This window comes from Synechococcus sp. PCC 7335 (assembly GCF_000155595.1).
GTDB lineage: Bacteria > Cyanobacteriota > Cyanobacteriia > Phormidesmidales > Phormidesmidaceae > Phormidesmis.
Genome location: NZ_DS989904.1, coordinates 428,977 through 451,830 on the forward strand (window position 1 = coordinate 428,977; position 22,854 = coordinate 451,830).

20 protein-coding genes and 1 pseudogene are annotated in these 22,854 nt (G+C 48.5%); 9 read left to right on the forward strand and 12 right to left on the reverse strand.

The window, feature by feature from the left end:
* Positions 1–266: 266 nt before the first annotated feature.
* From S7335_RS01860 to S7335_RS01875, 4 genes are all read left to right on the forward strand, one after another.
* On the forward strand, positions 267–986 hold the full coding sequence (locus S7335_RS01860; protein ID WP_006455607.1) for a hypothetical protein: 720 nt from the start codon (positions 267–269) through the stop codon (positions 984–986).
* Between the two features lie 111 nt (positions 987–1,097).
* Complete coding sequence (locus S7335_RS01865; protein WP_006456520.1) at positions 1,098–3,008, forward strand: penicillin-binding protein 2; 1,911 nt, start codon at positions 1,098–1,100, stop codon at positions 3,006–3,008.
* 255 nt (positions 3,009–3,263) lie between these two features.
* On the forward strand, positions 3,264–4,793 hold the full coding sequence (locus tag S7335_RS01870; protein WP_006453409.1) for a gluconokinase: 1,530 nt from the start codon (positions 3,264–3,266) through the stop codon (positions 4,791–4,793).
* Between the two features lie 220 nt (positions 4,794–5,013).
* A complete protein-coding gene (locus S7335_RS01875) occupies positions 5,014–5,496 on the forward strand; it encodes a DUF4383 domain-containing protein (protein WP_006455237.1) in 483 nt (160 codons plus the stop codon).
* A gap of 164 nt (positions 5,497–5,660) precedes the next feature.
* Here the strand turns inward: S7335_RS01875 and S7335_RS01880 are convergent, their stop codons facing one another.
* Both S7335_RS01880 and S7335_RS01885 read right to left on the reverse strand, forming a co-directional pair.
* Positions 5,661–6,083 (reverse strand): YidH family protein, encoded by a 423-nt coding sequence (locus S7335_RS01880; RefSeq protein ID WP_006457073.1) that lies wholly within the window; start codon positions 6,081–6,083, stop codon positions 5,661–5,663.
* 80 nt (positions 6,084–6,163) lie between these two features.
* Entirely contained in the window at positions 6,164–6,484 is a 321-nt protein-coding gene (locus S7335_RS01885) for a metal-sensitive transcriptional regulator (RefSeq protein ID WP_038015427.1), read from the reverse strand.
* Positions 6,485–6,885: 401 nt separating this feature from the next.
* On the opposite strand from S7335_RS01885, the gene S7335_RS01890 reads away from it, so the two are divergent.
* From S7335_RS01890 to S7335_RS01910, 5 genes and pseudogenes are all read left to right on the forward strand, one after another.
* Positions 6,886–7,830, forward strand: coding sequence for a hypothetical protein (locus tag S7335_RS01890; RefSeq protein WP_198011338.1), 945 nt, complete (start codon positions 6,886–6,888; stop codon positions 7,828–7,830).
* Between the two features lie 14 nt (positions 7,831–7,844).
* On the forward strand, positions 7,845–8,417 hold the full coding sequence (locus tag S7335_RS01895) for a hypothetical protein (protein ID WP_006455650.1): 573 nt from the start codon (positions 7,845–7,847) through the stop codon (positions 8,415–8,417).
* On the forward strand, positions 8,417–9,082 hold the full coding sequence (cbiM, locus tag S7335_RS01900) for a cobalt transporter CbiM (RefSeq protein ID WP_006454584.1): 666 nt from the start codon (positions 8,417–8,419) through the stop codon (positions 9,080–9,082). The genes S7335_RS01895 and cbiM overlap by 1 nt, the downstream gene beginning before the upstream one ends.
* A gap of 7 nt (positions 9,083–9,089) precedes the next feature.
* Entirely contained in the window at positions 9,090–9,881 is a 792-nt protein-coding gene (gene cbiQ, locus S7335_RS01905; protein WP_006453614.1) for a cobalt ECF transporter T component CbiQ, read from the forward strand.
* Positions 9,882–10,201: 320 nt separating this feature from the next.
* Positions 10,202–10,900: pseudogene (locus tag S7335_RS01910) on the forward strand (energy-coupling factor ABC transporter ATP-binding protein); the annotation flags it as partial.
* Between the two features lie 282 nt (positions 10,901–11,182).
* Here the strand turns inward: S7335_RS01910 and S7335_RS01915 are convergent.
* The 10 genes from S7335_RS01915 to S7335_RS01960 form a co-directional block, all read right to left on the reverse strand.
* Complete coding sequence (locus S7335_RS01915) at positions 11,183–12,841, reverse strand: FAD-dependent oxidoreductase (protein WP_006454773.1); 1,659 nt, start codon at positions 12,839–12,841, stop codon at positions 11,183–11,185.
* 153 nt (positions 12,842–12,994) lie between these two features.
* Positions 12,995–13,261: a ubiquitin carboxyl-terminal hydrolase 14 gene (locus S7335_RS01920; RefSeq protein WP_006455857.1), complete on the reverse strand. Its 267-nt coding sequence runs from the start codon at positions 13,259–13,261 to the stop codon at positions 12,995–12,997.
* Between the two features lie 212 nt (positions 13,262–13,473).
* The gene (gene egtD / locus S7335_RS01925) at positions 13,474–14,475 is read right to left on the reverse strand and encodes an L-histidine N(alpha)-methyltransferase (RefSeq protein ID WP_038015430.1); all 1,002 of its coding nucleotides are present in this window, start codon (positions 14,473–14,475) and stop codon (positions 13,474–13,476) included.
* A 93-nt stretch (positions 14,476–14,568) separates the two neighbouring features.
* Positions 14,569–15,846 (reverse strand): SUMF1/EgtB/PvdO family nonheme iron enzyme, encoded by a 1,278-nt coding sequence (locus tag S7335_RS01930; RefSeq protein WP_006456304.1) that lies wholly within the window; start codon positions 15,844–15,846, stop codon positions 14,569–14,571.
* 42 nt (positions 15,847–15,888) lie between these two features.
* Positions 15,889–16,698 (reverse strand): ergothioneine biosynthesis protein EgtC, encoded by an 810-nt coding sequence (gene egtC / locus S7335_RS01935; RefSeq protein WP_006456488.1) that lies wholly within the window; start codon positions 16,696–16,698, stop codon positions 15,889–15,891.
* 31 nt (positions 16,699–16,729) lie between these two features.
* Entirely contained in the window at positions 16,730–17,161 is a 432-nt protein-coding gene (locus S7335_RS01940) for a DUF423 domain-containing protein (protein WP_006455282.1), read from the reverse strand.
* The gene (locus S7335_RS01945; RefSeq protein ID WP_038015434.1) at positions 17,162–17,587 is read right to left on the reverse strand and encodes a hypothetical protein; all 426 of its coding nucleotides are present in this window, start codon (positions 17,585–17,587) and stop codon (positions 17,162–17,164) included. It lies immediately after the preceding gene.
* A gap of 90 nt (positions 17,588–17,677) precedes the next feature.
* Positions 17,678–18,391: a magnesium protoporphyrin IX methyltransferase gene (gene bchM, locus S7335_RS01950; RefSeq protein WP_006455448.1), complete on the reverse strand. Its 714-nt coding sequence runs from the start codon at positions 18,389–18,391 to the stop codon at positions 17,678–17,680.
* A gap of 119 nt (positions 18,392–18,510) precedes the next feature.
* Positions 18,511–19,491, reverse strand: coding sequence for an alpha/beta hydrolase (locus tag S7335_RS01955; protein ID WP_157620043.1), 981 nt, complete (start codon positions 19,489–19,491; stop codon positions 18,511–18,513).
* A gap of 216 nt (positions 19,492–19,707) precedes the next feature.
* Positions 19,708–22,755, reverse strand: a complete 3,048-nt coding sequence (locus S7335_RS01960) for a glycerol-3-phosphate acyltransferase (RefSeq protein WP_006455405.1) — start codon at positions 22,753–22,755, stop codon at positions 19,708–19,710.
* Positions 22,756–22,854: the final 99 nt, after the last annotated feature.

Here is a 22,854-nt window from a genome sequence, read left to right on the forward strand (position 1 = left end):
GCATTTTTGTTCTGTATGTTTAACTACACCAGACGACAACTCGATCTGTCCTTTATTCACCTTAACTACGTACTTCTGCGGAGCTGTCAACCTATTTCATAAAGTTTTTCGAAGAAAAGCTTGTTGCTAACCTTGTTCTTATTCCATTTGCAGGGTAGTATTCGCGTAATTTGATATGAGGAATCGCTACAGTAGCGCCGAGTGCCTTCTTTGGCATAGCGTAGCCTCCTTGCCAAAAGCCTAGTTCTTTTATCCCTTGCTCCCATATGGTCTCCGCTACTGTTTTTGAGCCTTCTGTGCAGCCCTATAAGAAATTATCTCACCGAGATCTGCCTGGCTATCAGTCTGATGCCGACCTGAGTTCTGCTCCTCGCCAATCTTCGCAACTAGTCATCCAGTCTGCCCAAGCTCATCGGTCAGCTAACTTGAGCAGGCTAGCTAGGCAGACGAAAGAGGGGTCTATCCTAGCTGCGAAGATTCCACCCGTCGGTATGCCAGCTACCAGTACCGCGAAGCTGGCACAGCCTAGAGATACCCTGGCAAAATCGCATCTAACCCAGCTACCTAGGCAAGCGCACAAAGATCAACTTGTTAAGCACTCGCCAGTCTCAACTCCGATCAAGCTACCTAGACAGCCTCGGTTGCCATCTGGATTAAAACTCTTGCGTCAGATTCAGCAGGGGTCTACGGTCTTGGCAGGTCTGCTAGTCGCTGGGGCTTTAGTGGTCTATGGCTCCAGCGCATATACAAATAGATCAACAAATCAAGCACAAGCTCGGCTGAATGCACTACAAAGTGAATCGCAGCAGCTGACTATAGCCAATGAGTCAATCAGGCAAAGTTTGGCAGAACAGGCAATCGAAGAAAACTCTGGCCTAGAACCTTATCAGCCAGATGATCTGTTGTTTATTACGCCTGAACCCCAACGAGCCAAAATAAACTCCGAAGAAAAAGGACAAAAGTGGTTGCAGCCTTTAGGATACTAGGGATAATACACAGGGCATCGACTACGCTTTCTATTTCTTTGATCTCTTTGGATAAGGCAGAAGGGGGATAAGGCGGAAGGAGAAAGCAAGCGTTAGGAAAAGGAAATTTCTATGTCGGCATCTAGCGAATCTGAACACCAGAAGGAATCGATGTTGCAACGACGACGACGACGATCCAAACGCTTATTAAACACTACTGCTAGAACAAATGCTGGCCCTGATATAGATATCCGTTCAAGGACAAAAGACGTTAGACAACGGGCTACAGCCAAGACTAGTCGCAGCACTCACCAACAGTTCTTGCAGCCGCGTTTGATTTTCGTATGGGGTATGCTCATACTGGCCATAATGGGACTGGGCTATCGCCTAGCTCATCTACAGATAGTCATTGCTTCTGAGCTCCAAGCGAAAGCCAAAGCGCAGCAGACAATGCAAGTAACGCCTCGAAGTGCAAGACGGCAGATTGTAGATCGTCAGGGCAACGTAGTGGCGATGGACCAATTGCTGTACACGCTCTATGTTCATCCCAAGCTGTTTAAGGAGTCATCATCAGCGATCGCAACGGCAATCAGCGGCCTGATTGACCAAGACGCACGGTCTTTAGAAAGACAGTTTCAAACTCAAGAGAGCGGTATCAAACTAGCTTCTGAGATCTCAAGTGAGACCGCCAAACGCCTGCGCTCGCTCGGACTAGATGGACTCGATCTGCTACCATCACCGCAAAGGGTATATCCTCAAGGCCAGCTATTCTCGCAGGTCACTGGCTACGTGAATCTCGATGGCAAACCAGAATCAGGAATCGAGTTAAGCCAGAAAGATCAGCTGAAGTACGACAATACTGACACAAGAGAAATTGCATCTTCGCAGCTAGTTGCTCAAGACGATTTGAAGATGCAGTTGACGATTGATAGTCGGCTACAGCGAATTGCCCAGGAAAACTTGGCGGCGACAGTAGCTGAGTATAAAGCAAAGCGCGGTGCTCTCATTGTGATGGATGCTCAAACCGGCGAAATCCTCACATTAGCGGTTGTGCCTACCTACGATCCTAATCGTTATTATGAAGCGGATTTAGAGTATTTCAAGAACTGGGCGGTCAGCGACCTCTACGAACCAGGCTCTACATTTAAACCAATCAACGTGGCGATCGCGCTAGAAAACGGCGGCATCGACCCCAACGACACTATCTACGATGAAGGCCAGATCCAGGTTGGCGGATGGCCAATCCAGAATGTCGACTATCACTGGGAGGGGGCCCGAGGCCGGCTCTCGATTACAGACGTTCTGCGCTATTCAAGTAACGTTGGTATGGTGCATATTATGCAAGCCTTACCGCCAGCCGACTACTATGCGTGGCTAGAGAAATTAGGAATAGGTCAGGCGACTGGTATAGAACTTCCCGGAGAAACTAAGGGCCAGCTTAAGGACCGAGAGCAGTTTATTAGCCGCCCAATCGAAGCAGCAACGACTGCCTTTGGTCAGGGATTCTCGCTAACACCTATCCAGCTAGTACAGCTTCATAGCAGCCTGGCCAACGGTGGTGAGATGGTAAAACCTCGAGTCGTGCGAGGGCTGCTCGACAGTGAGGGCCAACTAAGCTGGACCCCAAAGAGAACCGCGCCTAAGCAAGTCTTTTCGCCTGAGACAACAAAGCAGGTCTTAGCTATGATGAAAGAGGTTGTAGATGACGGCACGGGCTCTGCTGCTAAGGTCAACGGCTATCAGATTGCAGGAAAAACAGGGACCGCCCAGAAAGCAACAGAACAAGGCTCATACGGCGATCAACGGATCACTAGCTTTGTAGGGATTGCCCCGGTCAGCGATCCTCGCTATGTCGTTCTTGCCGTCGTAGACGAGCCTCAAGGCGAAAACGCTTATGGTGGAACTGTCGCCGCCCCTCTAGTCAAAAAGCTGCTGGATTCACTAGTGGTATTAGAAGGGATAGCTCCAGATCAGGCCTCACCTACATCAGTAGAAACTGAGTCAGCCGCAGACGAACCAACAGAATTAGAAGTACAGAATTAGAGATAGATTAGCACTAGGGCTTAGCTCAAATACTTACTAACAAGCACGCTACGCCGATGTGTGCTCACTGACGACTTTGTCTTAGGACAATAGGCTTGGTACGACAATCTTTGTTGTATAACAGTGTGTAAACAGTCTTTCTAGAACCAGGATTCACTCTTCGAGAATGTATGAAGTGACCACTGGTATATAGCTGACTATGGTTATACAAGAGAACATTAGGTATACAGGTGACCCAGCTAGATCATCTCCTTCATGAAATACATTCTTGGAATAGATATCGGTACGAGCAGTACAAAGACAATTGCGTTCGATAGAGAAGGCCGACAGCTAGCTCGTAGCGCTCAAGGATATTCACTCAATGCGCCGGTCCCGGGAGCAGCAGAACAGAATGCAGATGAGATTTTGCAAGCGGTAGTACAAACAGTTTCCCAGGTAGTTGCAAACTTAGATCCATCACAGCTATTAGGGCTTTCGTTTAGTGCAGCGATGCACACGCTGCTATTGCTAGATGAGGATTATTACCCTTTGATACCCTTGCTGACCTGGGCCGACAGTCGCAGCGATTATCTCGTTACAGATATTTGTGAGCAAGATCCTAATCTCTATACACGAACGGGCTTGCCGATTCATCCGATGTCGCCAGTTGTCAAACTAGTCTGGCTCTCCAAAAAATATCCTGACCGTTTTGCAAGCGCCGTGCGGGTGGTTTCGATCAAAGAATACGTGCTGTACCACCTATGTAATGAGTGGGTAGTGGATTTATCAATTGCTTCAACAACAGGTTTTTTGAATTTGGAAAAACAGGACTGGGACCCAGGTGCTTTGCAAACTGCGGGTATCCAGGTCAGCCAACTTTCGCAAATTGTGCCGACGACCTATCAGCTCAAGATGCAGCCAGGCTACGCCAAAAAGATGAATATTGCAGCGGGCACCCCGGTAATTGTAGGGGCTAGCGATGGTGTGCTGGCTAATCTAGGGGTGGGTGCGATCGCACCTAAAACAGCTGCCATTACCTTGGGGACAAGTGGCGCAGTGCGCCGAGTAGTAGACAAACCCAAAACAGAAAGCGAAGCGCAGCTATTTTGCTACGCGCTAACGAAGTCGCGCTGGGTGATGGGCGGCGCAGTGAACAACGGCGGATTTACTTTACAATGGACAAAAGATAGCCTCGTACCCTATTCGATACCGCCGGATGAAGCGTTAGAAGCCACCGTAGAACCGAGTCACTCTACCTACGAACGACTAACTAAGATGGCACAAAAGGTCCCGCCCGGCTCCGAAGGTCTTATTTTCCATCCTCACCTATTAGGGGCCAGATCACCGCTGTGGGATGCTCAGGCTCGGGCTAATTTCTTCGGGTTGGGACGTAATCACGGTCAAGCTCACCTTGTAAGAGCAGTCATGGAAGGGGTAATCTACAACCTACACTCTGTCTTTGTGGCACTAGAATCGGCAAGCGGCGAGGTAGAAACGCTACGTGCATCGGGTGGATTTGCACTTTCAGGTCTGTGGCAGCAGATCCTAGCGGACGTTTTCAATCGGCAGATCCTGGTACCCGAAGTAATCGAGAGTTCGGCATTTGGCGCAGCAGTAATCGCCCTTGTGGCTTTGGGTGAGTGGGCAACACTAGAAGAAGTTGATAAGCGAGTTGCGATCGCCTGCATCCGAAATCCTATTCCAGAGAACGTAGAAAGGTACCAAAAAATATTGCCAATCTATGGCAGTTTACTATCCGATCTAAAGCAACACTATGAGAGCTTACAGCAGGCCATTCATAGCTGATCAGATATTCCAATGCATCATCAGGCCGCTCGTCATCCAAAGGACTCTATCTGAAGAGAGAAAGCCCTAACAGAAAGGATTACCTTCTCCTTTTTTTGGACCAGAGGTTGTCAAACTATTGACTAGACATCGCTAGATCAACCTATGAGTTCAGACAGAGGAAAAACATAAAGAGAACTTACACACTTAATAAAGTAATCTCATAAAAGGAACGCTTCAGATGTCTGGTGAAAAGAAGTGCGCTTTAGCGCTAGGTCTTATTTTTACGGTCTTAGGAGTAGCCGGGTTTATTCCGTCTATTGTTTCTCTACCGTCTTCTGCAATATCGGGAGGTGCGCCTATTAGTGCCGATCAACTTCCTACAACAGTAGGCGCTAACTATGGCGCTGCGTATTTACGAGGATTTGGCTACTTGTTCGGTCTCTTCCCAACTAATTTGTTGCACAACATCGCTCACCTGGCGATAGGGATAACGGGTTTATATTCTGCAACAGGTGATCGCGGCGCTTTTAATTACAACAGATTCTTCGCTATTAGCTACCTAGCCCTAGGGATCATGGGTTTAATTCCAGTCGCTAACCGCTTGTTTGGGCTAATGCCTATCTTTGGTAACAATGTTTGGTTGAATCTGGCAACTGGTGCGATCGCTGCCTACTATGCATTTGTGTGGCATCCTCAGAATGCAGACCCAACTGTTCAATAGTGTAAGTCTATTAGATCTACACTAGATCTGATAGTAACGGCTGAGCGCAGAATTCCGTCAATCGGTGTAATAAGAGGCTACGGCAACAGTTCATCAGTCGTAGCCCCTTATCGTATTAACTTTAATGTGTAGTTGTTTTCTTGGGCATAGTGCTTTTGCCAGCGCTATCTATTCAAGCTAGAAACTCGCCTTTTAAAATCGAAAAGCAAAGCGGACGGTTTTGGACTAGCAGAACGCTGACCTAGAAGAAGAGGAATACTTAAAAGACCTAACAGAGTAACCAATCCAGCCAATATCCAAATGGTCCAACGGTCAGGCTGATATGAACCGCGCTCAATCTGATGAAACACTTGATTATAGCGCCAGCCAGCTAAGACGATGATAGCTACGCCTGAAACCACAAGGCCAAGACCTAATAATTGTGAGTTAGCTGCTGACACCTCAGAAGTTCCATTGTTAGATTGAAACTCTTGTAGAAAAAGGCCAAAGCGGGCGATCGCAAACCCAAACCCGATTAGAGAAATCGACGTCCTTAGCCAAGCTAGAAATGTTCGCTCGTTGGCCTGATGTTCTCTTTGTCGGTCCATAAAGAATTTAGCCTTGAAGCATTTACCTTAGGCAAACAATCGCCTTAGCATACCTCAAAAGACAACTCCAAAATCTGTTTCTAAATGGCAAAGCGGTCTAGAGCGGTCTTTAGCGCTTCTATCTCTTCTTCAATATTGCCTTCGGCAGCAGCTCTGGTAATGCACTCGCTCAAGTGCTCATCCAAAATCATTCGAGCTACTCGGTCTAATCCACCACGCACTGCGGCTACTTGAATCAAAACATCTGGACACGGCCTATTTTCCTGAACCATTGTCTTGATACCGCGAATATGGCCTTCCAAACGCGACAATCGATTTACAAGTTTCTTTAAAGAGTCTTCGCTATGAACGTGAGGATGCGGACTCTGATGACTAGGTAGGTTCAAACTAGGTAGGTTCAAATGGGAATGGTTGAAAGGATGATAATAGAAAAACTATAGGCAAAAGAACCAGCAGTTCAAAAGACCAAACTGAGGAATCATTAAGTAAAAAACTAACAAGAAAATAACAATCAAAAACTCAAGATCAGATCACAGATCCTTAGATCCTAGAGCCTTAGAAAGCCTTAGTCACAAAACCTTGGAAAGCACCCACGTACACGATAATAACAATAGTGACCGAATGGCTGATACGGATTGCTAGGTTTTAGGATAACGACATCAGTCTCAAAATTCCCATCTTTTTGTTATCTCTTAATGAAGGCTTTACTCCTTGATCCCCCCCGGGGCATTGCAAGGCTAGAAGTAATGTCTGATGATAAATCGAACTCTATATGAGCAAAATGAGCAAACGGGAAGACAGTATGGGTAATCGAATCTTGCTAGGTCTAAGAAAGCAAGAGTATGGGCTATCTTACATAGGAAGCCTCTCAAGAGGTATGGCACTAGGTGCAGTAGCTGTGATGATGACCGCCACGTTTGGCTGTAGTGATAGCCCAACTCAAGTCGACAGCCTTGCTGATGATCAACCTGCTGACAATCAAGTAGATGAAAGCCCTAGCGCTGCGGCCACAGACGCCTCTGGGACGTTAGAGATACGGGCTAATGGAGAAGACTTTGTCCGTCAGGGATTTGTTTCTAAAGATGGCTGGGAAATTGAGTTTGATCATGTCTATGTGACGCTAGCCGATATCACTGCTAGCCAAAGCGATCCCCCTTTTGAACCGGGGAAAGGAGAACTCGTTGCTCAGCAGCAGGCTAAGCTGAGTGAACCCGTTACAGTGGATCTAGCTGCTGGCGATGAGAGTGCAGAACCAGTACTAGTTGGTGAGATTACTTCGGCTCCAGCAGGTCGCTATAACGCACTGTCATGGGCACTGACCCCAGCAACAGAAGGTCCTTCGGCTGGCTATCCGCTGATGCTAGTCGGTAGCGCCACCAAAGCTGATACTGCAGACGCCACACCGATTGATTTTCAAATGCGTCTGAGTGAGACCTATGGTTTTACCTGCGGTGATTTTGTGGGCGATACTCGCAAAGGAATTTTAACTGCCGATAAACCCGCCGATTTAGAGGCAACTTTTCACTTTGACCATATATTTGGTGATGCGGACGCGCCAGCTACTGATGAAATCAACACAGGTGCGTTAGGCTTTGAACCTATTGCTCAGCTCGCTGAGGAGGGCGTGGTAGATGTGGATAGTGAGCAGCTAGAACAGTCACTGTCAGCATCAGATTATCAAACGTTACAGAGTGTGTTGCCCAGCTTGGGTCACGTCGGGGAGGGTCATTGCGAACTGATCGAGTAAAATTTTTAGTCTCCGTGCTGCTTTTGACTGTCGGCTCGGTGCTCTCAAGAGGTCCTAGCGCCCAGGCTCACGGCGCCGTCGTTGAAGTAAATCCCGCTTCGGTCGAAATCAAGGCTGTTTTCGATACTGGAGAACCGATGAGCGACGCCCAAGTTCTAGTCTATTCGCCTACGGATTTGTCAACGCCTGTGGCTAGCGGACAGACTGACAGTGAGGGACGCTTTCTATTCTCACCTGAACCTGATCAAGCAGTAGCAGAGTCACAGAGTGGCCGTTGGGAGGTCACAGTCAGAAAGGCTGGACACGGTCAAGTGACTACCTTTGAGCTAGGAAAGGGCGTTTTGCAACCGGTGGGTACTGATCCATCTACCGGGCGTTCACCGCAGTTTGCGACTCAGCAGTGGATTAGCATTGCTGCAATTATTTGGGGATTTGTTGGCACAGCACTTTTTTTCAAAGCTCGCGCCGATCAGTCTAGGCGTCTTCGTCTAGGGGCAAACTCGGCGGAGAGCACAGCGGAGGCTTCGGCTTCCCACGTTCAATCTCCTAGCGTTCAGGCTCCTAACGTTCAAAGGAGCGATCGCTAGTGCATATCCCAGATGGCATCGTTCCAGCACAAGTTTGTATTGCAGGCTATGGGGTGACGGGCCTTTTTACCTGGTATTCACTGCGTCAAATCAATAAACGGAGCGATCCTAGTGTCAAGATTCCTAAAGCCTCTTTACTCACAGCGGCCTTCTTTGTTGCCTCTTCTATCTATATTCCGATCCCACCTAGCAGTGTTCATCTGGTGTTGAATGGTCTTCTAGGCGTTGTGCTAGGCTATTTTGCGTTTCCAGCGATTTTAATTGGGCTATTTTTTCAGGCCCTAATGGTTGGCCACGGTGGACTAACGACTCTAGGCATAAATGCCAGCATGATGGGGCTTCCGGCATTGCTGGCCTACTATATCTTTCAGCTAAGAACGGTTGGAAATCGAAAAAAAGAGACCGCAAATGAACGGGGCACCAAACTAAGAGTGGGCTTTTTCGCTTTCTTAGGCGGCGCAGTTGGCCTGTTTCTCGCTGCGCTGATTTTTACGGGGATCGTAATTACGACGGTGCCGGCTGAGTTCGACTTCGAGACGGAGAGAGCAGCGATCACAGCACTGCTACTTTTGCATGTTCCCCTTGCCCTGTTAGAAGGAACTTTTACAGCAATGCTGGCTACCTTTTTGTATCGAGTGAAGCCAGAACTATTAGCGGGGAGATAGCAAATCTATGGCTATGGCCAACTTTGAAACTTATGTCAGCGGGCGATCGCGTCTGCATAGCTGGACGCCAAGGCTAAAGCTAGTCAGCTTGGGCTTGCTGATGTTTGCCTTTGCCGCTATCAGAGGGCTTCCTCTGGTGTTGCCGATGCTGTGTTTTACGGCGATTTTGTATTTCCTTTCCGAGCTCCCTTTTTCTTTCTTGCTCAAACGATTGCGCTATCCAGGACTGTTCATCCTTATGGTGGTCCTGGTTTTACCTTTCTCCTCTGGAGAGACGATCCTCTGGCAGTGGGGCGCTCTGGCTTTACGTCAAGAAGGCGTCGAAGCTATGGTACTAATCGTGGGTCGCTTTCTTTCTATTTTGACGCTAGGGTTTGTTTTGCTAGGGACTACGCCTTTCGTGACTTTGCTGCGGGCACTGCGATCGCTAGGCTTACCCAATTTGATTGCAGATATGACCCTATTGACCTATCGCTACCTGTTTGAAACCGCAGAAATGCTCAGTACCATGCAGCGCTCAATGCGACTAAGAGGATTCGGACAGCAGCGTCGTCGGTTTAGATTACAGCGTCAGGATTTGCAGAGACTTGCAGGACTGTTAGGCACTTTGCTAATCCGCAGCTATGAGCGCTCTGAGCGCGTGTATAAAGCAATGCAGCTACGTGGCTACGGACAGCTAAAGCAACCTGTACTAAAGGCATCAGTCGATAGTAGCAGTGTACTGTTAACCGGGCTTTGTATCATTGCAGCGCTAAGCTTTGTGGTCGCAGACTTTTCTTTATCAGCTCCAAACCTATAATCTTTTTTACTTATAAATTCTTTTCAATTCATGCACTCCTATAAGATGAATCTCTTCTAAGCAATCCTTTTGTCAGTGCTAGAGTAGATAAGCTCTTTTGAGTACCGGCTATTAGCCATAGTTAGCGTTAGGTTAGCGCTAGTTAAAACACTGTTTAAAACGACCCTTAAAACTCGTCTCATAAAGTATGGTCAAAGTAGACGTCAGGATAGTCCTCAATGAGTCCAGTTTTCACGCAGCAGTCTGTAGGTGATGAAGCGCATTTAGTAGACCAGCAAGAACATTCATATTCAGAGAGTCACGCTAAAAAGAGCGGTGCAATCACGACTCAAAATCTTACCTTTCACTATCCTAACTGCGAGCCTGTTCTCGACAATGTTTCCCTATTTGTTCACAAGGGACAGCGGATTGGCATTATCGGTCACAACGGCTGTGGCAAAACGACTTTATTCATGCTGCTCTGTGGTGTGTTATCACCCACTGCAGGAGAAATTTTTCTTCTAGATCAACCGGTCAAGCCAGGAGAGTTTCGCCCAGAAGTAGCCATGCTATTTCAAGATCCAGACGATCAGCTGTTCTCTCCAACGGTGAGGGAAGATATTGCCTTTGGACCGCAAAATATGGGCCTAGACCCAGAAGCTACTACCGCGAGAGTGAACAAAGCCCTCGCTATCACTGGAACAGATTTTTTAGCCGACCGTACGCCTCACCACCTATCAGGCGGAGAAAAGCAGATGGTGGCGATCGCCGGTCTATTGGCAATGCATCCTGAAGTCGTTTTGCTAGACGAGCCTACTGCAAGCCTAGATATGCGCACCCGTAGGCGGCTCATTAGTTTCTTGCAAAGATCGGCTGAGACGATGCTGATCTCTTCTCACGATCTGGAGTTTGTCCTAGAAGTATGCGATCGCGTCATTCTAGTCGACAACGGTCAAATTATTGCCGATGGTGATCCGCTAGACATTATGGGTGATCAGGCACTGATGGAGGAACATGGCTTAGAAAAGCCTCACTCGCTAATTCCTCATGTCCGTCCGCATCATCGTCGCCTATCGGTCGCCAGCCGAAGTCCTGAAAGTCACGTCAACACCATCGATCACGCCATCGATTTTGAAAAGTTAGGGACCACAAAGTCAGAGACCACAAAGACTGAGGCCAAGCGCGGCCAGATCAAAAACGAGCAGAGATAGCAATTTAGAAATGATGTTGAGTTAACCGGGCACGTTGGCATGTTTCATGCCAGTGCCGTGGTTCGTTTTGGGCCTACTAGAAATTCTGTATCAGAGAGCTGTACTACTGTACTAAACGTTTGCCAGGTGCCTATGTACAAACTGAACGCAGATTGAGCCTTCTCCTACCCCTGAGGCCACCCGCTTCACCGAATTATGGCGCACGTCACCGACAGCAAAGATCCCAGGCACGTCTGTCTCTAAAAGAAAGCGATCGCGCTCTAGTGGCCATCCCCTATCCTCACTTACGTCTGGGCCTGTATAGATAAATCCTCTTTGATCACGCTGGATGGTATCACCTAGCCATTCTGTACTTGGCGTCGCGCCAATAAAGATAAACAAGTAGCTCGTAGGAAATGTCTTTGTCTCCCCTATTTGAGAGTCTTCTACAACGATACGGTTTAATCGCTCGTCACCCTGCGCTTCTACAACGCTATGAAACGGCATTACCCTGATATTCTCGGTGTTATCGATTTGATCGATGAGGTACTGCGACATGCTCTTGACGAGCGATTCACCGCGGACCAGCATATTCACCTGACGAGCATATTGAGAAAAATACATCGCCGCCTGACCTGCAGAATTAGCGCCGCCGACGACGTATATTTCTTCTCCTTTGCAAGCAGGCGCTTCTGTCTTAGCCGCTCCGTAGTAGATGCCTCGCCCGGTAAATGCTTCGATCCCAGGCACTCGTAGCCGTCGCCAGGATACACCTAGAGCCAACACCAAAGCATGACAGCTAATTTCACCACCGTCTGCTAGCGTAACAATGCGATAGTCATCTTCGATCCGTAGATCTGTGGCTGACTGTGGGGTCAAAATCTCTACCCCAAATCGTTTAGCCTGAGTCACCGCTCGCCGAGCTAAGTCATCGCCGCTAAGCCCGACCGGAAACCCCAGGTAGTTTTCGATCCGAGAGCTGGTCCCTGCTTGCCCGCCAGGTGCCTCTCGCTCTATCATCACTGTTTTCAACCCTTCCGACGCACCATAGACAGCGGCTGCAAGTCCAGCGGGGCCACCGCCAACAATCACTAAATCGTAGAATGGTTTAGCCGCCTCGGTCTGCAGGCCTACTTGCTGAGCTAGCTCTGTGACACTAGGTTGAATAAGTTTGTCCCCTTGAGCGGTAATCACCAAAGGCAAAGAGGCACTATCTGAGTTTGCGTCAGAATAGTTGATTAGCTTTTGAGCTTCTTTGTCAGTTTCAACATCTAACCAACGATAGGGAATCTGGTTTCGTGACAGGAAATCACGCAGATCGTGCGATAAAGGAGACCAGCGATCGCTAACGACTTTCACCCCTTTAAATTCTGGTTTAAAGTGAGCTTTCCAATCTTGAATAAGATCATCTAGAACGGGATAGAGCTTTTCTTCAGGGGGGTCCCAAGGCTTGAGCAGGTAGTAGTCAAGTCTAGCGTCATTGATAGCTGAAATTGCGGCGTTAGTATCAGCATAAGCAGTGAGCAAGGCCCGCTTTGCCATTGGGAAAACTTCGCTGCCCTGTTCTAAGAATTCGACGCCGCTCATACCTGGCATCCGCTGGTCGGCCAAAAAGAGCGCCACAGTATCACCGCGCAATTTCAGTTTTTCAGTCGTTTCTAGCGCAGCTGCGCCCGAATCAGCCCGAACGATGCGAAAGCGATCGCCATACTGCTTTCTAAGATCGCGTGAAATCGATTGGAGTACAGCCGGATCGTCATCAACGGTTAGAATAACTGGCTTATCCGCCATGAAAGTTTCCTGGTTGTCTTAACATGCTTTTTGACTTAATTCTTATAGCGCAACTAGAGCCAAAGCGACTAGAGCCCTTCTGTACGCGCTGAATGCGTAGCCGCTGCTCACGACTAGTCACTCACTTTCTACAAGAACTAGCGAGCTAGCTCGTCAGGCTTCGACGTAGGTGTTATCGATATAGCACCACAGCCAATCCTCACCTGGTTCAAAAGACTGAACGATGGGGTGATTTGTTTGGCCAAAGTGCTTGCTGGCATGTTTGTTCTTAGAAGAATCGCAGCAGCCTACATGACCACAACTTCGACATAGCCGCAGGTGAATCCAAGTGTCACCCATCTTAAGGCATTCTTCACAGCCTTTAGCACTAGGCTCAACTGTTTCGATTTGATCGGTATGAGTACAAGCGGTCTGGGGCATGATCTTAATTTTCTAAGAGATTAAGCCAACATGGAGTGAGGCAGGATGCTAGGTATGGCTAGATATTATCAACCTAGCGTAGTTAACAATACCTCTCGAGTGGGAGATTTAGTTTCGCGCGCTGTAGAGTAGCTCTGCTGTAGTCAAGCTATTTGTAGTCAAGCTATTTAATAAGAGCACTTTTGGTAACAGTACCTTTAAGGATAATACCTTCAACGGCAGCGTTGACAGAGCAATAGGCCAAACCACTGCCGCGGATCGCTAAAGGTTTCTATAACGTTAAGCTGATGGCTAGCGAGAATACGTGTCATCTCTTCAAGATCGAATTTGCGAGAGATTTCGCTGAGAATGCGATCGCCATTTTCAAAAGCAACAGTTAGTTCTAATGTCTCTAGTCTCACTGTCTGCGCCGCCATACTCTCTAAATACATCTCAATCTGATTTGCTTGTTTGTTGTAGTGGGCAATGTGCAAGAACTTGCTTAGATCAAAGTTTCCTTCAAATTTTTGATTAAGATGTCGCAGCATGTTTAGATTAAAGGCTGCAGTGATACCTTGACTATCGTTATAGGCAGACTCTAGAACAGAGATCTCCTTTTGCAGATCTACTCCTAGTAGAAAGTAATCGCTAACTTCTAAAGTTTCGCTGATGCGGGATAAAAACCTATCGCACTCTTCTGGTAAAAGGTTACCGATGGTACTACCAATAAACGCAATCATCCGAGCGGGGAACTGTTTCTTCGGCAAAGCTTTAAGCGCAGATTCGTAGGTGCTAGAGATAGCGTAAATTGATAGCCCAGAATATTCTTGTAACAACTTATCAGCCGTTTCACGCAGCATCGTATCGCTAACATCAACAGGTAAATAGCGTAGCGGGTAGCTAGCTTTCTGATAGGCATCTAGCAAGATGCGAGTTTTCGTAGAGCTGCCGCTGCCAAGTTCAACAATCTCACAGGGGCCAGTAGCCTGAGCGATCGCGCTCCCATACGTCTGTAAAATAGCGGTTTCCGTCCGCGTCGGATAGTATTCTGGCAGCTCGCAAATCTGTTCAAATAGCTGTGAACCTCTCTCATCATAGAAGTACTTGGGCGGTAGATATCTTGGATGCGCGCAGAGCCCAGCGACTACATCTTGGCCTAATTTTCCTGTGTCCTTAGAATCCAAAAGGTTGACTATCTTTACCCTCTGCCCATCTTTCTGTTCATCTTTTGACATTACCTTCTTCAAACCAACCCCTCCTAGCTTGCGCTAAACCATCAACACTCAAAGCACACCCGCTTAAACTAATCAGGCAACGTCTTCACACGCCTATGAGCTCACGCAGCGAAAACCTGAAAATATTTCCCGCCGGTGGGGATGATACCAGTTACGAAAGCTAGGCCGCTTCACCCATCTTGGCGTAGCCCAGCTTCCCCCTTTCAATACCCGATGCTCTCTATCAAAGTAAATTTGTGAATAGCCCTTGTAAGGAAAAGGCTGAAATCCTACATAACCTGAGAACCAGGTGTCTGTCCATTCCCAAACGCTGCCTGACTCAAAGTTGCCTGTATAAGCTGTTCCCCTATAGTCTGTAGGATTTAGGTCTGTAGTCAGGCCGGTAGTTGAGCCAGTAGTCGGGTCAGTAGTCGCGCCAGTAGTCGTGTGGATGCGTTCAGGCTTAAGGGTGATTGCCTTCTCCCATTCAGATTCTGTCGGTAGCCGTTTGCCTCTGTACCTTGCATAAGCATCGGCTTCATACCAACTTACGCCGCAAACTGGATAATTATCCCAGTTTCTTTGATCCGACAGTGCTTTATATGATGAAGGGCTATCGAGTAGAGTGTCATCTGGCCAATAGAGCGGTCTATCTACCCGTGCGGACTTTAGCCACCTCCAGCCGGCTTCATTCCACCACTTTGCCTGGTGATATCCACCATCTTCTACAAACTCTCGGTACTGTTTACAGATCACAGGGGCACAATCAATCCAATAATCCCCTGTCGAAACTAAATGTGCCGGACGCTCATTATCAATAGCCTCTGGCGCATCAGAGCCCACAGTTGCACTACCCGCTGGGACATAAACCATGCGGTTACTTTCAGTAGAAGAAACTGGTCGAACTGTCGGATAAATAAACGCTCCGAAGTTTTGCTGATGCATCGCTAGCACCATCACGATCGTTTCTGCATGCTGACTTTCGTGTTGAATTAGCCAGTGCCAAAGACGACTATCTTCGAGATTGCTGTTGTTTAGATAGTCGAGTGTTTGCGATCGCACCGTCTGGAGATAAGCCAAAATCTCATATAATTCGGGTAGATTCTGGCGTTCCGACTTTGGCAGTCCATCTGCCGCAAACAGACGCTCATACTGCGAAAACGGTTTGGTCGAACCAGCTAGGTATTCTGCAATCCACAAAGACTCTGTATAGGCAATATGTCCTAGATGCCAGCCAACCGGACTAAAATCGGGATGTGATTGAGTGCGAAAAGCTTTACAGGTGATGCCTTGGACTAGATCTAGCGTTTGGCGACGACAGTCTTGAAGTGCAGATTGGAGAGAATGGGTAAGCGAACTTGGAGCCGGGCAGAAGAGAGGTAAATAGTGCAATGAACTGTAAAGATAAGACGACATACCAAGCCAAAAGCCGTACTAGTCGATAGTCGCATAGCTTTTAACGGTTAGCTCGCTATCTATACTAACGAGTTCACTTTGGTTATACTCCTTCCAGCCGTCTTCAAAGAGTCCTTCCGAGCTAAGGATGATGGAATGAGGAAAGCGTTTTGAATTTTTTAGTAGGTAGAGGGAAGGCGCTTTTTTCTGGTTGTCATATCTAAGCGCAATCAGGCGATCAGGCGTCGACAGAATGATATTGGCAGCGATTCTAACGCCGGCATCGTTTGCCATGCTCACCAATGTCTTTATTGTCTGATGCATGGCTTCCGCAATATCTATGCCAGGTTGCATTTCTAGGTAGTGAACTAGCAGAGCAAAGATGTGCTCTGAATCAGTGAGGCCTTGAATCGACTGGTACGCATAATCACATAGCTTTTCTCGGATAGGACGCTGCAGCGATTCAAAAAAGTTCTCGATTAGGCCATTGTGCACAAACAGCATTTGTTTGTACTGAAAGGGCTGACAATTGCTGATATCCACAGGCATCTTGTTTGTGGCGCTACGCAAGTTGACCACAAAGCTGCTAGCTCGAATATAGCGACACAGATCCTCTAAACTGCGATCGTTCCACATCGGTAGGATATTGCGATAGACAAAAGGATCGCTCTCTAGGGTTCGACCGTCTACAGTTTGACCGTGCCAGCCTAACCCAAAGCCGTCTCCGTTGAGCACAGCGCTCTTGAGTTCCTTTGGCTGATAGCTCTGTACCAGCATAGAGTGAATGGGATTTAGTACCAGCTGATCAAGAGAAATTTGTGGACCTAGATATCCTAGAATTCGGCACATAAAGTGTCCTATACGATAGTAGACATTAGTTTCAAGCTAGCTTTCCTCCAGCGATGGCCAAACTGATCCAGCCAATAATAAAGGCTAAACCACCTAATGGAGTAATCGGCCCGAGTGCTTTGATACCGAGTAAGCTTAGCCCATACAAACTACCTGAAAAGAGAACGACACCAGCAACAAAGCACCAGCCAGCGGCAACCAGCTCTTTGAGGTCTGGATTTTGGCTGATCAACAGGGCAATGATTAAAAGCGCGATCGCATGGTACATCTGGTAGCGCACCCCCGTCTCAAAGCTGCTTAGCGCAGTGTCCGTTAGCGTTCCTTTAAGGGCATGGGCACCAAAAGCCCCACCCGCAACAGAAAGGACACCAAGAATAGACGCGATCGCAACAAATAAACCAGCCATAAATCCAACCGTACCAACAACAAGCAAGAAATTCAGATCTTCCCAATGACTGTTCACCTAGCGTGATTCTGGCAAACGAAAGCAGTAGGTCACAACTCCCGACTCATCGACATCAAGATCAGCGTTCAGCGGACTCGCCCAAGCATCCAACAGAGCTTTGGACTCATCTAATGACACTTGAGATAGCATAGCGAACTGGGCAGCGCTGATACGACCATTGTTAGCTCTAATCGCCTTGAGAAGAAGAGACTGAAGCTCTTTAGAGCGAACAATAGTGTGATCACGCTTGAGATCATTTAGTATCCACAGCGCACCTGCCCCTGTCGGCAGCCCAATCAGCAGTCCGGTCAGCACCTCTCGTTTGCCTTGTCGATTCGGATTGCGATCAAGCGCTGTCTGTACAGCCCGGCCCAAGCACAGAAAGCTCAACACTAGCCCCAACCCAGATAGTCCAATCCCAGTGATTCTTCTAGCGCTACTCATTGTTCTAGTCCTAGCATCACGAGGTCTATGGCCTTTACTCTATGGCTTTCGCTCCATGACCTTGACTCTATGACCTTTGTATAGCACCCCTCACGCAGCGTCGACTCGAGTTGCTTCCAACAACCTAGAAAAGTAAAATGGCGCCTTGTTAAGCGATCGCCGCTCAATTTTCCAGCCATTTCTCTCTAGCGCTTTGGCTACGTCAGACTCTCGGTGTAGATAGGCCCGAGTTGCCTTGCTAGGACCTGGGAAGAAATCGCCCACCTTCTTTAAGGTGGCATAGAAGCAAGTCTTAGGTGCAAAACTGATCAAAATGCGATCACTTGCCAGTGAACTAAGATGCTCAATCATGCTATCAGCCTTCTCTTGAGGATAGTGAATCAATACATCTAGGCAAACTACGGTGTGATAAGTACCTGTAATTGCCTCTAAATCTTTAGTCTCAAATTCTGGCATCCTTTCTGGCGTGAGCTCATCACCTAGGGCTGCTTGCGATCGCACCTTAGCCTCTTCCACCATTTTTTCAGAAATATCGCTAGCAAACACTTTCGCACCCATCTTCGCTAGCGGAATACTCAAGCTGCCTACCCCACAGCCGGCATCGCATACTGTGATTTGAGACAAGTGCTCATCTTCTGCAAACCATTCGAGCACATTATCAATAGTCTTCTGATGCCCCGTGCGGATATTTGCCTGCACCTTGTTGACTTCGCCGTCGCCATAGATACGCTGCCAGCGCTCAAAGCCGGTTGCGTTAAAATACTCGCGAACAACTGCCTTATCATCGATCGTAGAATTGGTCATAGCCGCTGGTAATAAACGCTTAGTATCTGAAACCTGCGACCTGATCTTAGTACGTTTTGAATAAGACCAGCTTGATTTTTGCAGACCCCCCTTTGCAGACCAACCGCAGTTGGCTTTACCTACCTAGCTAAACTCTCTTCTATCCACCGTAGTAAATCAGAGACAACTGTATTGGCATCTAGATCATTGTGTGGCTCATGGTAGCTGCCTGGATAGATCTTTAGCGTTTTGTCACGACTGTTGACTTGCTGAAAGATCATTTTGCTACCAGAAGGAGAAATAATTGGATCCGCTTCCCCGTGCGTTAGCAGTAACGGCAGCGTGAGCTGATCGATATGATCTTTCACCCAAGCAAGCGTGCTAAGTGTTTCGCTACCCCAACGTAAAGTAACAGACGAATGTGTCAGCGGATCTTCAGCCGCTTGGTCAGCAACGGAGGGATCGCGAGAAAGCCCTCCCTGATTCAGCCCCATGTTAAGACTAAACCTAGGAAGTAGCCTGGAGAGCAACCGAGCTAAGACCATGCGTCGTCGGCTAGCTGTCCCTATCGTGGGCTGAAACGGTGGTGCGCTAACAATCAGCCCTTGCACGTTCAATGTTTGAAACGCAGCCGAATTGGAACTGCGCAGAACATAGTCGAGCACGATGAGACCACCCAAGCTATGGCCCATCAAAAACAGAGGAGCAGTCGGCTCTTGCTGACGAATCAACGATAGGAAGGCCTGCGTATTCTCACGATAGTCTTGCCAACGGTCGATATGACCCCGCTGACCTTCGGACTTACCATGACCTTGATTATCGAAGCCAAAGACGGCATATCCCGCGGCTGTAAGACCACTAACAATTTGGCAATAGCGCCCAGAATGCTCACCCAGGCCATGCACAATCGCTAGAACGCCTTTAATATCAGTAGGTGCTTGAATATCGGACCCAGGAAAGTCAGCACTATCCTCTTGCAGATCAAACACGTCAAGATCGCCCTCAACAGCGCTTTGGCTAGAATCCTTACGAACGGGTAATGGATACCAGCTTTGATAGAAAAGCTGCAGATTATTTGCGCCCAAAAAGGTGCCTTGAGGAGGGAGTCGCGTGGAGGTCATCGTGGCTGAGAAAGCATAGGTCAAACAGAATAGAGCTGATAAGGGGCGACGACTAACACCGGTTTTCGTCGTTAACTCACAAGGTTTCTCAGCAAAGTTCTCTGATGATGCTTCTTAGCAAACTACTCACAAATTGTTCATTCATAGGATTTTTACTTATAAAAGTCTCGCTTATAAAAGCTCTGCTCACAGAATTTCTGCTCATAAGATTTCTGCTCACAAAATCTCTACAGTGCCATTTTGACCGTCAATGCGAACGCGCTGGCCAGTAGTGAGCTTTTGAGTAGCATCGTTCACATTCATGACGGCGGGTATACCATATTCTCTAGCAATAATGGCACCGTGGGAGAGCTGACCACCCACTTCTGCAATTAGCCCACCAATACGAGCAAGTAGTGGCGACCAGCCAGCATCCGTATATGGCACCACTAAAATAGTTTGGGTGTCAATCTTGGTGATGTCCCCTGAGAGGGTCTCAAGCACGTGAACGTTGCCTTCAGCCTGGCCAGCACTAGCGCCAATACCTTTAAGCACACCAGCCGAAGCGGGGACTACATTAGTATTTACCAGAGGCGTGTTAGCCGTTTGACCATAGATCAAGTAGGGAACCCGCTGCTCTTTTTGGCTTTCCCACCGGGCTTTCTCCAGATGGATCTTCAGTCGAAGCTCAGCGGCAGGAAGCGGGTTAGTGATCTGTGTACGGATATCTGACCAAGTGAGAAAGAAGAGATCACCTTGAGACTCTAAATAGTCGGCGGATAGCCAACGACTTTCAAGCTCAACGAAGCAGCTACGCAGGGTCGCTAGCAAACGGTCGTAGACTTCTGCGACGCGCCCTTTTAAGTCTAGGCGCGTTTGAACCTGTCTTGATTTCCAGGTAGATTTGACCGATTTAGATCGCTGAGTGCTCGAAGACTGCTGGGCTATGCCGGTATTTAGCTGGCTAGCCTTGGGGTTAAGAAGGTATTGGGTGAGCAGCTCTCGGACAGGCTGAGGAGACTCGCGCCAAGTAGGAACGGCAATATCGGTAGCAACTTCGCTGAGGTAGCCGTATCGATCGAGGAAGCGATCAATCTGATCGAAAACCAGATGGCCATCAGGATGCTCAGCTAGCGCTGCAAATAGAGAGGCACTGCTGTTGGGCGTTTGCAAATCTGAAGTGATAGGAGATTTGAGACCGAGTTCAGAGAGATGCGATCGCAACTGCACAGCCATCTGCTTAATCTCTTCAAGCGCTCTCACCTCAGGATTTTTGCTGCTATCTAGTGAGGCTAGATCTACTTTGAGTATGGCCTGTCTTAGTGCCACACTTAAAGGAGCCAGAATATTGTAGTAGGTGGCCTGCTTTAGCAGCGCTAGAATTTCCTCGATTCGTTCTACCACAGCCGACTCGGTCAACTCACCGGCTGGCTGATCTTGCCAACGCGCTAGTGCAGGAGAAAAGTCTTCACTATCAGCCTTGGCGAACTGACTGGGTAGGCCGTTCTCTTGAGCGGCCAGTCTGAGCAATCCAGGCAGGTTCTGCAAGGTAGTCATCAACGGTGGGCGCTGAAACTTAGCCCCTCGCGTGAGAAATTCTAGACTGTCAGGGGGTAAACCCATACGAGTGAAGATATCGCCGAGCAGCGTAGCATTGAAATAGGCGCGGGCATAGTGCAAGGTAGCGGTCTGAGAAAAGTCAATGCCCTCAGCCCGGCGTTTGAGTACGGTTGTAAACAGATCGCCCCAGACACCACAGGTAAGCGGACGATTGATAGACCAAGTCAGTGGACGAATCGCACCTGGAATAACTTCGGCGGCAATCTTACGCGTCCAAATAGGTATCAGCGTCGTCACCGGGCGGCTCTGCAACACCCATAGCTGCTGACCGTCAAAGGTCCATTCAATATCTTGTGGAATGCCATGAAAGCTATCTTCTAGGTGCCTGGCTAAGTAGGCAACCCGTTGGATCAGGCGGTTAGGAACTTGACCATGACCTTCTACCGGCAGAGTAGTCTCTTCAGGCAAATGCCAGTCAGCATCTTCAGGTAGTTCGCCAACGTTGACCTGATAGCGTTCAGGTGTAATTTGACCTGAGACCACTCGGCTAGCATCACCCGGCAAGGCTTCAACAACAACGGTATCGCCAATGTGCGTCACCGGATCGCGGCTAAAAGCAACACCAGAATAGGTACCGAAGATATGCGGCTGAACCAGAACATTCATGCGGCCCTCTGGTAAATTTCGGTCCTGACGGTAGCGGATGGCAGAAGGGGCGTTGTAAGCGTTAAGACAAACAGTGATAGCTCGCTCTAACGCTTGAGGACTGGTGATCTCGGTAACTGAAACATATTGACCCGCCGCAGAGGCATTAAGGCTATCTTCACCTGTGGCAGACGATCGGGCAACGACAGTGATGCCTCGCTCGCTCGCGGGTTGGCGACTGCCGACTGAGAGATTAGTTGCTGTGGTACTAGCAGTGGGATTGGTAGTCGTGAGATTGGGGTTGGGGAAGACAGCCTTGATTAAAGCGGCGGGATCGTCGCCAGCGGGTAAGACATACCCAGGCGGGACAGGATAGCCCAGAGCATGCAGTTGAGAGAGGGTGGCGGCTTTGGGGCCAACCTTGCTAGCTTCTAGGGGTTGACTAAGCGTAGGGAGGGCGCGATCGCCTTGAAAAAAACGAAACATTCGGCGAGATTCTCCAGCACTGTTAGCAGCAATTAAATCCAAATCGTTGGGAATTTTGCTGTAAATCCAGGCGACTAGACCAGACAGACAAGCCACAACCAGGATTCGCATGCCGTCGGTGGGATGACGCAATGCGGTCAGCACAGGCATCAGCACCAGCACAAACAATTTGCCTTGGTCGCGCATTCGCAGCAGCGTAAAGCTGATGAGACTAATTAGGAAGGTCAGTCCCGCCACGACCGGATCGTAAACAAAAAATCCCCAAGCGACATTAGTTGTCCCGGCCCCCTGACTACCCCAATAGCGGCCCATCACAATAAACATCAGCGAAATAATTGGCCAAACAGCGTCACCGCCAAAAAAATAGCGAGCCAATAGGATAGAGAAGATTCCTTTAAAGGCTTCAGCCAAGACAGCTAAAACGCCTACTAGAGTGCCACCGTGATAGAAAGCGGCAGAAACGCTGATGTTACCCGTGCCAAGCTGGCGAAGGTTTTTACCGGTGAAAGCACGCACAATCCACCCTGTCAGCGGGAGAGCACCAAGCAAGGGGACAAGCGTAAAGATCAAGAGAGCGCCAAGAACTTGAGCCATGGGGGCAAAGGGAGAGGGCACACACTGGCCCCGTGAAGGCCACGGACGATGGCACGACAGCCAACGGCACAGTAGAGTTGAAATTAGAGATTTCTAATT